Source organism: Streptomyces sp. ID05-26A, from assembly GCF_033794685.1.
Lineage (GTDB): Bacteria > Actinomycetota > Actinomycetes > Mycobacteriales > Pseudonocardiaceae > Lentzea.
Genome location: NZ_JARAYZ010000002.1, coordinates 1,894,791 through 1,908,011, shown reverse-complemented (window position 1 = coordinate 1,908,011; position 13,221 = coordinate 1,894,791). Strand labels below are relative to the sequence as shown.

Below are 13,221 nucleotides of genomic sequence, written 5' to 3'. Positions count from 1 at the left end.
CATGACCAGGAGCTCCACCAGGGTCCCTCCGATCCTGCTGCTGTTCGTGCTCATCCCGTTGCTGGTGGAGGGGTTCTGGGTCTTCTGGCCCGCGCTGCAGGGGTTCTGGCTCGCGCTGACGAACTGGGACGGTGTCTCGCCGCCCCGGTTCGTCGGGCTCGACAACTACGCGCGGATGATCGGCGACCCGGTCTTCCACACCGCCGTCACCAACACCGCGATCTGGCTCGTGCTCTTCGGCGGCCTGTCCGCGGCCGGCGGCCTCGGCATGGCCGTGCTGCTGCAGAAGGAACGCCGCGGCGTCGGGATCTACCGGGCCGCGCTGTTCGTGCCGGTGGTGTTCTCGCTCGTCGCCACCTCGCTGATCTGGCAGGTGCTCTACCAGCCGGGCGGGATCTTCGACAGCAGTCCGCTCGCCGACCCGGACACGGCGCTCTACGCGGTGCTCGTGCCGGCGCTGTGGCGGCAGGTCGGGTACGTCATGGTGCTGTACCTGGCGGGCCTCAAGGGCATCGACCCCGGGCTCTACGAAGCGGCCACTTTGGACGGTGCCACGGCCTGGCAGAGGTTCCGGCACATCACCTGGCCGCAGCTCGGCTCGGTCAACTCGGTGGTGCTGTCGGTGATCGTCATCGACTCGCTGCGGTCGTTCGACGTGGTGTGGTCGATGACCCGCGGCGGGCCCTACCACTCGTCCGAGCTGCTCAGCACGTACATGTACTCGACCGCGTTCCAGTCCCTGAAGCTCGGTTACGCCAGTGCGCTGGCCGTCGTCATCTTCGTGCTGGCGTTCGGCGTGATCGTGACCTACCTCGTCCGCGCGTTCCGGGAGAACTGATGTCGAGTAGCGCCTCTTCTGGCCGCGTCTTCCACGCCGTGGCAGGCACGATCTCCCTGCTCTGGCTGCTGCCGATCGTGGCCGTGCTCGTCACGGCGGTCCGCAGCTTCGACGACATCGCCGCCAACGGCCTCGCGTCGTTCCCGCGGTCGTTCACGCTCGCCGGGTTCGCCGACGCGTGGACGAACGGCGGCTCGGGCGCGATGTGGAACAGCGTCCTGGTCACCGTCCCGACGGTGTTCCTGTCGCTGGCACTGAGCTCGGCGGCGGCGTACGCGTTGAGCCGCTTCCAGATCCCCGCCCGGCGTTCGATCATCCTGCTGATGCTCGCGGGCAACCTCCTGCCGCCGCAGATCCTCCTCGTTCCGGTGTCGAAGCTGACCGAGGTCCTCGGCATCTACGACACGCTGTTCGCGTTGATCGTGGTGCAGGTCGGCTTCGGCCTCGGCTTCTACACGTTCGTGCTGCAGGGTTTCATGCGCGCGATGCCGAACGAGGTGCAGGAGGCGGCGACCATCGACGGCGCCGGTCCCGTGCAGATCTTCTGGCGGATCGTGCTGCCGATGACCAGGCCCGCGCTGGCGGCACTGGCCGCGCTGGCGTTCACCTGGATCTTCAACGACCTGCTGTGGGCGATCACCGTGCTGCGCTCCTCGGCCGTGATGCCGGTGACCCCGGCGCTGCTCGCGTTGCAGGGCCAGTACGTCTCCAACTGGAACGTGATCGCGGCCGGCTCGGTGATCGCGGCGATCCCGACCGTGGCGGTGTTCCTGCGGTTCCAGCGGCACTTCATCTCCGGACTCGCGGTGGGAGCGGTGAAATGAGTTGGACCCTTCGCATGGCCACCACCTCCTACACGGTGGCCGTCGAACCCGGCGGACGCTGGGCCGAGCTGGTGGCGTGGGGCCCGCACGGGGTGGAGCAGGGCCCGTCGGCGTACCAGAACCTCGGCGACATCCACTTCATCACCGAGGCCGACGCGGCTCCTATCGAGTACGCGCCGCGTGGCGAACGACCGTTCACCGGCGCGGACCTCGAGGTGGACGGCGACTCGTGGTTCACCTTCGAGGGCGCTTCCGAAGAGGGAGGCGTGCTGCGGCTGACGTTCGAAGACGACATCGCCGGGCTGCGCACCGTGCTCTGCTACCGCCCCGAGCCCGGCGTCGACGTCCTGGCGCGGTGGGTCGAGGTGACCAACCTCCGAGACGAGACGTCTCGTCTCGTCAGGGTGGGGTCCGCGGGTGTCTGCCTGCCGACGCGGGCGCCCAGGCTGTCGTTCCTGCACGGTGAGTGGGCGCGCGAGTTCCAGCTGGACCACGTGACCCTGCCCGCGGGCGGGTTCCGGATCGGCAGCTCCTACGGCGTTCCCGGGCACAACTACGCGCCCTGGCTGTCCGTGGACGGCACGTGGGGCGTGTCGCTGGCGTGGTCGGGTTCCTGGGAGATCACGGCCGAGGTCGAACCGTCCGGGCTCACGCGCGTGCGTGCCGGAATGCTCGGCCCGGTCGTGATCGAACCGGGGGAGACCTTCGTGACGCCCGAACTCGCGCTGGCGTACTCGACGGACGACCTGACACGCGTCTGGCACGCCTACGACCGGTCGCGCAGCCGCCCGGCCCGCAAGCCGGTGCTCTACAACTCCTGGGAGGCCACGGGCTTCGACGTCGACCTGCCGAAACAGCTCGAACTGGCGCACATCGCGGCAGGCCTCGGCGTCGAGTTGTTCGTGGTGGACGACGGCTGGTTCGAAGGCCGTCACGACGACACGGGCGGCCTCGGCGACTGGTACCCGGAGTCGCCGGACTTCGGCGTGTTCGTCGAGGACGTGCGGGCGACGGGCATGGAGTTCGGTCTGTGGGTCGAGCCGGAGTCCGTCAGCCCGAAGTCGCGGCTCTACGCCGAGCACCCGGACTGGGTGTACCGGACGGAGGGCCGCGAGCCCACGCTCATCCGCAACCAGCTGCTGCTCAACCTCGGCCTGCCGGAGGTCTACGAGTTCGTAGTCTCCACTTTGGACAGACTGCTGACCGGCCACCGGATCAGCTACCTGAAGTGGGACATGAACCGTCCCGCCACCGAACGCTCCGGCGAGCTCGACAACGCCCACGTCCGCAACTACTGGCGAGTGCTCGAACACCTGCGGGCACACCACCCGGACGTGCTGGTCGAGGGCTGCGCGGGCGGCGGCGGCCGGACGGACCTCGCGACCACGGCGATGGTCGACGTGGTGTGGCCCAGTGACAACACCGCCCCGCTCGACCGTCTGAAGATCCAGCACGGCTTCCTGCACATGCACGCCCCGCACCTGATGTCGTCGTGGGTCACCGACGCGCCCGGCTTCTTCGACGCACGCCCGCGTTCGCTGAAGTTCCGGTTCGTGCTCGCCATGGCCGGTGTGCTCGGCATCGGCGCGGACGTCCGGCACTGGTCCGCCGGGGAACGCGCCGAGGCGGCGGACCTGATCGCCCGCTACAAGGAGATCCGCGACGTCGTGCACGGCGGCGAGGCGCATGTGCCGGCGGAGGACGCGATCCAGTACAACGGCGAGGACCGGGTCGTCGTGCTGGCCTGGAACACCGGCTCGCTCACCGGGGTGCCGATGGTGCCCGGCCAGGCGTCGAGGGTGAAGCTGAAAGGACTGACCGCCGCGTCCTACGTGGACGAGACCGGACAGGTCTACTCGGCGGCGCACCTGACCCACGTCGGACTGCCGTTCGCCTGGTCGCGGACGAACGACGCCGACGTGGTGGTGCTCAGGCCTTCAGCAACGCCCTGATCTCCTCGATGGGCGTGCGGGCGAGGGCCGACCCGACCCCGCACGCCACCGCTCCGGCCTCCAGCCAGGCGGGAACGTCCGCGGGCGCAACACCACCGGTCGGCACCAGTGGCGCGTACGGCATCACGGCGAGCACGTCCCGCACCCACTGGGGCGTGGGCGCGGGGAACACCTTCACCGCGTCCGCCCCGGCCTCCAGCGCCTGCACGACCTCCGTCACCGACCCGGCGCCGGGCAGCACCGCCGCCCCGTAGCGGTGCCCGGCCCGGATCACCGACGCGTTCAGGTTGGGCGCCACGAGGAACTGCGCCCCGGCCCGCACCGAGGCGACGGCGGAGGCCTCGTCCAGCACGGAACCGGCGCCGATCACGGCGGCGGGGTGGTCGGCGCGAAGCTGCCGGATCGCCTCCAGCGCGCCGGGGTTCGTCAGCGGCAGTTCGAGGGACGTGATGCCCGCGTCCAGCAGCGGAACGGCGGCCTGGACGGCGGAGGAGGCGTCGGCGGTGCGCACGATCGCGATGATGCCCTGCCGCACGACTGCCTGGGTGATCTCGTAGCGGTAGCTCACGCCCGCCAGCCTACTACACATAAATTACGAATTATTCTTGACACCCGCGAGTCCAGCGAGAGAGGCTCACCAGCATGTCGGTTCGCAGAGTCGCGTTGGCCATCGCTTTGATGTCCTTGGTGGCAACACCCGCATACGCAGGTGACGACCAAGGAGCGCCCACCTACTACGACAGCGGTGTCGCGAAGACCCCGTACATGGGGTGGAACACGTACTACGGCCTCGGTGCCCCGAACGAGAAGGACGTGCGCGGAGTCGCCGACTTCCTCGTGAAGAGCGGCATGCGCGACGCCGGGTACAAGATCGTCTGGATCGACGGCGGCTGGACCGCGCCGACCCCGCGCAACGCCCAGGGTTACCTGGTCGAGGACCCGGCGAAGTTCCCCAGCGGCCTGCCGAAGCTGGTCAGGGACCTGCACGCGCAGGGTCTCCAGGCGGGCATCTACACCGACGCAGGCCCGTCCGACGGCAAGAACTGCGCCGTCGGCAGCGGTGGCGGGTACTACGAGAAGGACGCGAAGCGGTTCGCCGACTGGAAGTTCGACGCCGTCAAGGTCGACTTCCTGTGCGGCATCTTCGCGAACCTCAAGCCCGCCCAGGCGTTCGCGGACTTCGGCAAGGCGCTGCGCAAGGCCGGCCGTCCGATGATCTTCAACATCTGCAACCCGGTCACCGGCGAGTGGGGCGTCCCGCACGAGCCCGACCAGACCGCCGACATCTCCTACACGTTCGGCCCGCTCGCCGGCGACTCCTGGCGCACCAGCACGGACATCGCGTTCGGCACGCCGTACGAGGGCATCTGGCGCGACGTCCTGCGCAACATGGACCGCAACGCCGCGCACCCCGAGGCGAACGGCCCCGGCCACTACAACGACCCCGACTACCTGATCCCGATGCGCCGGACGCAGCAGGGCACGTACGAGCTGAACGAGGAGGAGTCGACCTCGCAGTTCGTGATGTGGGCGCAGATGTCCTCACCGCTGATCATCGGTTCGGACCCGCGCACGCTGCCGCCGTCGATGGTGAACACCCTCAAGAACCCCGAGATCATCGCGGTCAACCAGGACCCCCTGGCCATCCAGGGCGTCCGGGTCGCGTCGACCGGGGACACCGACGTCTACAGCAAGGTGTTGTCCCGCACGGGCGAACGCTCCGTCGTGCTGCTCAACCGCCGCGACGTCCCCGCCGAGATGACGGTGGACCTCGCCCAGGCCGGTCTGAAGGGCATCGTCGCCGTCCGTGACCTGCGGGCTCGCGCCGATCGCGGCACCGCCACCGGCAAGTACACCGTGACGGTTCCTCCGCACGGCACCGCGATGCTCAAGCTGCGCGGCACGGACCTCGTGCCCGGTGAGGCGATCGGCGCCGACGCCACCGCGTCTCCCGCGATCGCACGGGTCGGCGACGAGGCACTGGTGTTCAGCCGCGGCACCGGCAGCGAGCTGAAGATGCTCCGCGATGGCAGGTGGTCGAGCCTCGGCAAGGTGATCCAGGGGCAGCCCGCCGTGCGCACCGTCGGCACGGACGTCGAGGTGACCGTCCGCGGCACCGACGACCGAGCCTGGCAGCGCACCCTCCACAACGGACGCTGGGGCTCGTGGAAGTCGCTGGGCGGCAAGCTCACCGACGCACCGTCCGTCTCCGCCGACGGCACGATCGTCGCCCGCGGCCAGGACGGCGAGGTCTGGCTCTACCAGGGCACCTGGACCTCACTCGGTGCTCCCGGCGATGCCCCGATCTACGGCAGGCCCAGCGTCGCCGGCGGCCAGGTGGCCGTCCGGACCGCCGCCGACGCCGTGTGGGTGCGCCCGGTCGCGGGTGGCGAGTGGACGTCACTCGGAGGCGTGATCTCCGGGAGCCCGACCCTGGTCGAGTTCCAGGACCGGATCTACCTGTTCGCGCGGGCAGGCGACTACACGCTCTGGCAGGTCAACGCCACCGGCGGCGTCTGGGGCGGCTGGTTCCACCGTCCCGAGTTCCCGAGCAACTCGCTCGTCGGCGCCGTCGGTGCTACTGCTGGTGCGGACGGTTCCGCGTGGACGGTCGTGCGCGGGCCCGACAACAAGGTCTACCGGCAGAAGCTCTAGGAGAACGTGCATGAAGTGCGCGGTGGTGTCGGGCGCGGCAGCGGGGATCGGTGCCGCGACGGCGAAGCACCTGACGGACGACGGGTACCGGGTCGTCGGGATCGACCTGCACGGTGACGTGGCCGTGCAGGGGGACGTCAGTGACCCGGCGACCTGGCAACGTGCGGTCGAGTTGTGCGACGGAGCCGTGGACGCGTTGGTGTGCAACGCCTTCACGGTCAACGTCAAGCCGCTCGACCTGACCACCCCGACGGAGTGGGAGCGCCAGCTGGCGGTCAACCTCGGCGGTGCGTTCCACGGCGTGCGGGCCTGCCTGCCGTCGCTGAGGGAACGCAACGGCGCGGTAGTGCTCGTCTCGTCGGTGCACGCGCACTTCGGCATCCCCGGCCACGGCGCGTACGCGACCTCGAAGGGCGGGCTGGTGGCACTGACCCGCCAGCTCGCCGTCGAGTACGCGCCTGATGTCCGTGTCAACGCGGTGCTGCCCGGTCCCGTGCTGACAGCGGCGTGGGACCGGGTCTCCGCCGAGGATCGGGAACGCAGTGCCCGAGCCACCCCGGCCGGACGCCTCGGCGACCCGGCCGAGGTGGCCTCGGTGATCGGTTTCCTCCTGTCTCCGGCGGCGTCCTTCGTGACGGGCGCGGAGCTTCTGGTCGACGGCGGCTGGTCCGCGGCAAAGGACAGTTCATGAAGGTGACGGCGGTCGAGACGTTCCTGGTCGAGCCCCGCTGGCTGTTCCTCAAGGTGAGCACCGACGAGGGGGTGTCCGGCTGGGGGGAACCGGTCGTGGAGGGCAGGGCCGAGACGGTCCGCGCGGCCGTCCACGAACTGTCCGAGCTGGTCATAGGCCAGGACCCGTTGCGCGTCGAGGACCTGTGGCAGGTGCTGCGCCGCGGTGGTTTCTACCGCGGCGGCCCCGTGTTGTCCTCGGCGCTCTCGGGTTACGACCACGCTTTGTGGGACATAGCAGGCAAAGCACGCGGGCTGCCGGTCCACGAACTGCTCGGTGGTCCGGTCCGCGACCGGGTGCGCGCGTACTCGTGGGTGGGCGGCGACCGGCCGGACGGCGTGTACGACGCGGTGGCGCGGCAGGTCGCGGCGGGCTTCAGCGCCGTGAAGATGAACGCCACCGCGGAGATGCGTCCGATCGCCTCACCGGCCGAGGCCGAAGCGGTCCTGGTCAGGGCTCGTGAGGCGCGTGAAGCCCTGGGGCCGCAGGGAGAACTCGCGATCGACTTCCACGGCCGCGTCTCGCCCGCGATGGCCCGGCGGCTCGTGCGGATGCTCGAGGAGGTGCAGCCGATGTTCGTCGAGGAACCGGTGCTGCCCGAGCTTCCGGCGGAAGTGTTGCAGTCGGTCGTGCAGGCCTCGACGGTGCCGATCGCGACGGGGGAGCGGCTGTTCTCGCGCTGGGAGTTCAAACCGGTGCTGGAGGCCGGGGTCGCGGTCGTGCAGCCCGACCCGTCGCACGCGGGCGGGATCTCGGAGCTGCGGCGGATCGGGTCGCTCGCCGAGGTGTACGGGGCGTCGATCGCACCGCACTGTCCACTCGGGCCGATCTCGCTGGCGGCCTCGTTGCAGGTCGCGTTCACCACGCCGAACTTCCTGATCCAGGAGCAGAGCGTGGGCATGCACTACAACGGCACCGACCCGTCATACCTGGTGGACATGGCACCGGTGCGGGTCGTGGACGGCTGGATCGCGCGCCCGACCGGGCCCGGCCTGGGCGTCGAGGTCGACGAGGCGGCGGTGCGGCGGGCGGCCGAGGTCGGGCACTCGTGGCGGTCGCCGATCTGGAGGCACGACGACGGGTCCTTCGCGGAGTGGTGACAGGGGCTGCCAGCCGCTGCCAGTGACGTGAGCGCGGGCTGTCAGCGCCGCGGGTGAACCTGGTCGTGCCGTCAGGGAGGCGGCACGATCTCCAGGGGAGCACCACATGCACGTCACGATCATCGGCGCCGGTCTCGGCGGCCTCACGCTCGCCCGCGTGCTGCACATCCACGGCATCCCGTCCACGGTCTACGAGGCGGAGGAGTCGCCGACGGCACGCACGCAGGGCGGCATGCTCGACATCCACGACTACAACGGGCAGATCGCCGTCGAGGCCGCAGGCCTGGTGGACGAGTTCCAGAGCCTCGTCCTGGAGGGACGGCAGGCCATGCGCGTGCTGGACTCCGACGGCACGCTGCTGTTCGAGAAGGAGGACGACGGCACGGGCGGGCGTCCCGAGGTGCAGCGCGCCGACCTGCGGCAGATGCTGCTCGACTCGCTGCCTTCCGGCACGGTCCGCTGGGGCGCCAAGGTGACCGGCGTGTCGGGGAAGACCGTGACGTTCGCGGACGGCAGCACCGTCGAGGCCGACGTGCTCGTCGGCGCCGACGGCGCGTGGTCACGTGTCCGGGGCGTGCTCACCGACGTCACGCCGGAGTACGCCGGCATGTCGTTCGTCGAGACCTACCTCTACGACGCCGACACGAAGCACCCCGAGGTGGCGAAGGCGGTCGGCGGCGGCTCGATGTTCGCACCCGGCCAGGGCAAGGGCATTCACGCGCACCGGGAGGCCGGCGGCGTCCTGCACGCCTACGTCGAGTTCACCCGGCCGCTGGAGTGGTTCGGCGATCTCGGGCACATCATGGCCGAGTTCGAGGGCTGGGCTCCCGAGCTCACCGCCCTGATCACCGAGACCGACACGGAACCGGTGTTCCGCCCGCACCACGCCCTGCCGTCCGGGCACCGCTGGGAACGGGTGCCGGGCGTGACCCTGGTCGGCGACGCCGCGCACCTCATGCCGCCCAACGGCGAGGGCGCCAACCTCGCCATGCTGGACGGCGCCGAACTCGCCCTGGCCCTGGCGAGCAAGGACGTGGAGACCGCCCTGGCCGAGTACGAGGAGGCGATGTTCGTGCGTGCCGTCCACACCGCCGAGGACTCCGAGCAGATGATCCAGAGCCTGTTCGGCGACGAGCCCCCGCAGAAGTTCCTCGACCTGCTCATCGACGCCTAGCGACGAGGAACAGGACCGCCATGAGGGCCACACCGGCCCACATGGCGGTCCGCCATCCCTCCACAAAGGACTCTCCCGCGTCGACGGACGCCGCGGCCATCGCACCGAGCAACGCGATGCCCAGCGCCGTGCCGAACTCGCGGGTGACGTCGTTCAACGCCGACGCCACGCCCTGCTGCGGCACCGACCTCGTGATCGCCTCGGTGGCGGGCGGCATCGACAACCCCATGCCCGCGCCCATCGCGATCATGCCCGGCAGCACGTCGAGGTACCCGCCGTCCACGAGCACCGCCATGAGCGCCAAACCCAAGCCGCCCAACGCGATGCCCGCCGACATCGTGACGCGCGCCCCGACCCGTTCGGCCAGGCGCGGCGCGAGTCCGGACGCGATCATCATGAACCCGGCCATCGGCAGCAGCGCCACCGTCGACACCAGCCCCGACCAGCCGAGCACGGTCTGGAAGTACGGGTACAGCAGGATCGACACCCCGGCCTGCACCCCGAACACCACCAGCAGCACCAGGGAACCGGTCGCCAGCGGCCGTTCGCGGAACAGCCGGACGTCCAGCAACGGCGCGGGATGCCGCAGCTCCCACACCACGAACGCGACGGCCGCACCGGTCCCGGCGAGCAGGCTGACCACGTCACCCTCGTGCAGGAAGTAGATCAACCCGGCCACCGCGACCACCGACGTCAGCGCCCCGCCCACGTCGAACGGCCGCACGTCCCGCGAGTCCGGCACGTCCCGCAGCGCCATCACCAGCGCGACGACCACCAGCACCACGGGCAGCGCGAACAGGAACCGCCAGTCGGCGACGTCGACGAGCAGGGCCGACAGGAACATCCCCAGCAGCCCGCCTCCGGCCGCGACACCGGTCCACACGCCGATCGCCCGCCCGCGCTCCTTCTCCGGGAACGTGGAGGTGATCACGGCCAGCGTGACGGGCATGATCGTCGCCGCTCCGACCCCGCCGAGCACCCGGGACGCCAGCAGCACCTCGGCCGACGGTGCCAGCGCCGCCACCACGTTTGCCACCCCGAACACACCCAGCCCGGCGACCAGCACCGGCCTGCGCCCGAGCAGGTCACCCACCGCGCCGAGCGGCAACAGCAACGCGGCGAGCGTCAGCACGTAGGCGTTGATGATCCACAGCACCGTCCCCTGCGACGCGCCGAACTCGGCGGCGAGGTGGGGCTGGGCGACGTTGAGCCCGGTCACCGACGAGATCACGGCCATCAACGCGACGCACACCGCGACCAGGGTTTTCGTTCTTGTCATGGCCGCCGAAGCTAGGCGACGTTTGCGGCACGGGCATACGATCGTGCGCATGACGCAAGAAGATGGCGATCTGGACGGCCTCGTGCGCAAGCGGATCCGTGCCCTGCGGGTCGCCCAGGGCTGGTCCCTCGACGAGCTCGCGACCCGCGCGAGGCTCAGCCCGTCGTCGCTGAGCCGCATCGAGAACGGTCAGCGCCGCCTGGCCCTCGACCAGCTGGTGACTCTGGCGCGCGCCCTCGACACGTCGCTCGACCAGCTGGTCGAGACCGACACCGACGACGTGATCGTCAGCCCCATCCTCGACGGCGCCCACGGGCGGATGCGCTGGCCGATCAAGGCCGATCCGGGCATGACCGTCGTGCGCCAGCGGATGACCAACCCGCCGCCCGACAACCCGGCCTCGCTCCGCGCGCACTCGGGCCGCGAGTGGCTGGTGGTCCTGTCGGGCACGGCCGTCCTGATGCTCGGCCACCGCACGTTCCGCGTGGAGACGAACCAGGCCGCCGAGTTCCCGACGATGCTGCCGCACGCGATCGGCACGGCGGGTGGCCCGTGCGAGATCCTCGGCATCTTCGACCGGGAGGCGCGGCGCGGCCACAACGCCGACAAGAAGGCGTGATCTTGCGCGGACGGCAGCGTTTGGGTCGACCGTCTTGCTTCATGCGCAAGTGACCGTGCATCTGAGGCATGGGCGACCTACCTTGGCCATATGAGCGCACACGGACATGGACACGGTCACGGACATGGACATGGACATGGACATGGACACGGTCACGGTCACGGTCACGGACATGGGCACGGCCACGGCGATGACCAGGCCGAGGTCCTCGAACTCGACGCCGAACTCATGGCGACCCACACGGCCGACATCATCAACGGCCTCCCGGTCTCGAACCCACGCCACGTCGTCGACCTCGGAGCAGGCCTGGGCGCGGGCACGTTCGCGCTGCTCACCCAGTTCCCCGAAGCCCACATCACCGCCGTCGACTCCTCACTCGACCACCTCCAGCGCCTCCGCACGAAGGCGGGCGAACGAGGCCTGGCCGACCGGGTCCACACCGTCCTCGCCGACCTCGACACCGAATGGCCCGACCTCGGCACCCCGGACCTGATCTGGGCCTCGGCCTCGCTGCACCACATGGCCGACCCGGCCCACACGCTCGGTCAGCTCCACAAGACCCTGGCTCCGGGCGGCCTGCTGGCCGTGGTCGAGCTCGCCGGCATGCCGCAGTTCTTCCCGGAACAGGCCCCGGACGCCCCCGACGAACGCCTGCCGCACCGCGGCGCCGACTGGGGCCCGAAGCTGACCGAGGCGGGGTTCACGCTCGAGGGCGAACGCACCGTCACCGTCCACCTGGAACGGTCTGCGGCGGTCGAGCGCTACGCCCGCATCGTCCTGCGCAGGCAGCTCGAACCCGAAGCGCTGGAAACCGCGCTGCGCCGCGAAGACCTGGAGCTGCGCACCGAACGCACGGTCTGGGTGGCGCGCAAGCAGGGCCTGGTCACCTAGGAGTGCGCGAGCCTGCCCGGCTGACCAGCGTCGTCCGCAGCCGGCCGAGGGCGGCGGCACGGGCACCGGTCAGCGACGGCTCCGCCACCGAGGCCGCTCTGATCGGGACCTGACGGGGAGATCGGGCGCACTCGGCCGTGATCTCGTCGAGCAACGACGGCCCCCACGACCCGCCGACCACGACCACCTCGGGATCGGTCAGCGTCACCAGGGCCGTGACGACACCGCTGACGGCCCGCGCGAGCACGACGGGGTCCGCGTCCCGCAGCCGGTCCACGTCGATCGCCGTGGTTCCCTTCTGCCGCAGGCCGAGTTCGCCGAACACCTCGATGAACGGCATCGCGCCCGACGGCCCCGCGGTGATCACGTGCGAGATCTCACCGGCCAGTCCGGAGTGCCCGCGCCGCACCTCGCCGTCCAGCACGACCGCGCAACCCAGGCCCTCACCCAGGAACAGGTACGCGAAGTCCTCGACGTCCAGGGCGGCGTGCTCGGCCTGCGCCGCCCAGTTCACGTCGTTGTCCACCACGACGGGCCCGTTCAGCAACGGCCCCAGCACGTCGACCGGATCCAGTTCGCCGACCAGGAACGGTGAGTCGGGCAACTGGACGAGCCTGCCGGTGAGCCGGTCCACGGGGTCGGCCGCGCTCACCGTGCAGAGCTGGACGTGGTGCGCCGCAACGGTTTCCGCGACGACCGAAGGAAGCACGGCAGCCACCTCGGACGGTGAGGAGATCGGGCGGTGCACCCGCTCGACCACGTCCCCGTACGCGTCGACGCACTCGGCTGTCACGCCGTCCGGCGCGATCGTCACGACCAGTGCGACACCTACGTCCTCGGTCAGGCTGTAGAACGAGCCGACCCGCCCCTTGCCGCGGCCGCCGGGCGTGCGTTCGCCGGTGTCGGCGACGAGCCCGGACTCCACGAGCCGGCGGACGCTCTCGCTCACGGTCGGCTTCGACAGGCCCGTCTCGACTGCCAGTTCGGCCCGCGTCAGCTTGCGCGCGGACATCAACGAGCGCAACACGTGCTCGTCGGAGATCGAGCGCAGCAACTCCTGGGACGGCTTGGTCACGCGGCGGATTCTAGTTAGGGGTCTTGCCTACAACGGTGCGACACGCTTACAGTTCCAAGTTAGGAGGCTTTACTGGAAGGAGTT

General features: G+C 70.3%; 12 protein-coding genes. 9 read left to right on the top strand and 3 right to left on the bottom strand.

All coding sequences use genetic code 11. From position 1 onward, the window contains the following. The first annotated feature begins 1 nt into the window (after position 1). The 3 genes from PV646_RS24285 to PV646_RS24275 are packed head-to-tail and all read left to right on the top strand — an operon-like array spanning position 2 to position 3,614. Positions 2-838: a carbohydrate ABC transporter permease gene (locus PV646_RS24285; protein ID WP_500344482.1), complete on the top strand. Its 837-nt coding sequence runs from the start codon at positions 2-4 to the stop codon at positions 836-838. Next, positions 838-1,662, top strand: coding sequence for a carbohydrate ABC transporter permease (locus PV646_RS24280; RefSeq protein ID WP_500344481.1), 825 nt, complete (start codon positions 838-840; stop codon positions 1,660-1,662). Before PV646_RS24285 ends, PV646_RS24280 begins: the two co-directional genes overlap by 1 nt. Beyond that, entirely contained in the window at positions 1,659-3,614 is a 1,956-nt protein-coding gene (locus PV646_RS24275) for an alpha-galactosidase (RefSeq protein ID WP_500344480.1), read from the top strand. The genes PV646_RS24280 and PV646_RS24275 overlap by 4 nt, the downstream gene beginning before the upstream one ends. Here PV646_RS24275 and PV646_RS24270 read toward each other — a convergent pair. Further along, positions 3,592-4,182: a bifunctional 4-hydroxy-2-oxoglutarate aldolase/2-dehydro-3-deoxy-phosphogluconate aldolase gene (locus PV646_RS24270; protein ID WP_500344479.1), complete on the bottom strand. Its 591-nt coding sequence runs from the start codon at positions 4,180-4,182 to the stop codon at positions 3,592-3,594. The genes PV646_RS24275 and PV646_RS24270 overlap by 23 nt on opposite strands. Before the next feature lie 110 nt (positions 4,183-4,292). Here PV646_RS24270 and PV646_RS24265 point away from each other — a divergent pair, with 110 nt between their 5' ends. The 4 genes from PV646_RS24265 to PV646_RS24250 all read left to right on the top strand — a co-directional run bounded on the left by PV646_RS24265 (position 4,293) and on the right by PV646_RS24250 (position 9,273). Then, positions 4,293-6,269 carry a DUF8189 domain-containing protein gene (locus tag PV646_RS24265; protein ID WP_500345074.1) on the top strand — a complete coding sequence of 659 codons (1,977 nt, stop codon included), beginning with the start codon at positions 4,293-4,295 and terminating at the stop codon, positions 6,267-6,269. Positions 6,270-6,279: 10 nt separating this feature from the next. Then, positions 6,280-6,960, top strand: coding sequence for an SDR family NAD(P)-dependent oxidoreductase (locus tag PV646_RS24260; RefSeq protein WP_500344478.1), 681 nt, complete (start codon positions 6,280-6,282; stop codon positions 6,958-6,960). Next, on the top strand, positions 6,957-8,099 hold the full coding sequence (gene dgoD / locus PV646_RS24255) for a galactonate dehydratase (protein ID WP_500344477.1): 1,143 nt from the start codon (positions 6,957-6,959) through the stop codon (positions 8,097-8,099). Before PV646_RS24260 ends, dgoD begins: the two co-directional genes overlap by 4 nt. Before the next feature lie 106 nt (positions 8,100-8,205). Next, positions 8,206-9,273: an FAD-dependent oxidoreductase gene (locus PV646_RS24250; protein ID WP_500344476.1), complete on the top strand. Its 1,068-nt coding sequence runs from the start codon at positions 8,206-8,208 to the stop codon at positions 9,271-9,273. On the opposite strand, the gene PV646_RS24245 is transcribed toward PV646_RS24250, so the two are convergent. Beyond that, positions 9,260-10,552, bottom strand: coding sequence for an MFS transporter (locus PV646_RS24245; RefSeq protein ID WP_500344475.1), 1,293 nt, complete (start codon positions 10,550-10,552; stop codon positions 9,260-9,262). The two genes, PV646_RS24250 and PV646_RS24245, sit on opposite strands and share 14 nt — an antisense overlap. Before the next feature lie 49 nt (positions 10,553-10,601). Between PV646_RS24245 and PV646_RS24240 the strand changes: the two genes are divergently transcribed. Both PV646_RS24240 and PV646_RS24235 read left to right on the top strand, forming a co-directional pair. Then, positions 10,602-11,171, top strand: a complete 570-nt coding sequence (locus tag PV646_RS24240) for a helix-turn-helix domain-containing protein (RefSeq protein ID WP_500344474.1) — start codon at positions 10,602-10,604, stop codon at positions 11,169-11,171. A 90-nt stretch (positions 11,172-11,261) separates the two neighbouring features. Continuing rightward, entirely contained in the window at positions 11,262-12,062 is an 801-nt protein-coding gene (locus PV646_RS24235; protein WP_500344473.1) for a class I SAM-dependent methyltransferase, read from the top strand. On the opposite strand, the gene PV646_RS24230 is transcribed toward PV646_RS24235, so the two are convergent. Further along, positions 12,055-13,137: an ROK family transcriptional regulator gene (locus PV646_RS24230; protein WP_500344472.1), complete on the bottom strand. Its 1,083-nt coding sequence runs from the start codon at positions 13,135-13,137 to the stop codon at positions 12,055-12,057. The two genes, PV646_RS24235 and PV646_RS24230, sit on opposite strands and share 8 nt — an antisense overlap. Positions 13,138-13,221 lie beyond the last annotated feature (84 nt).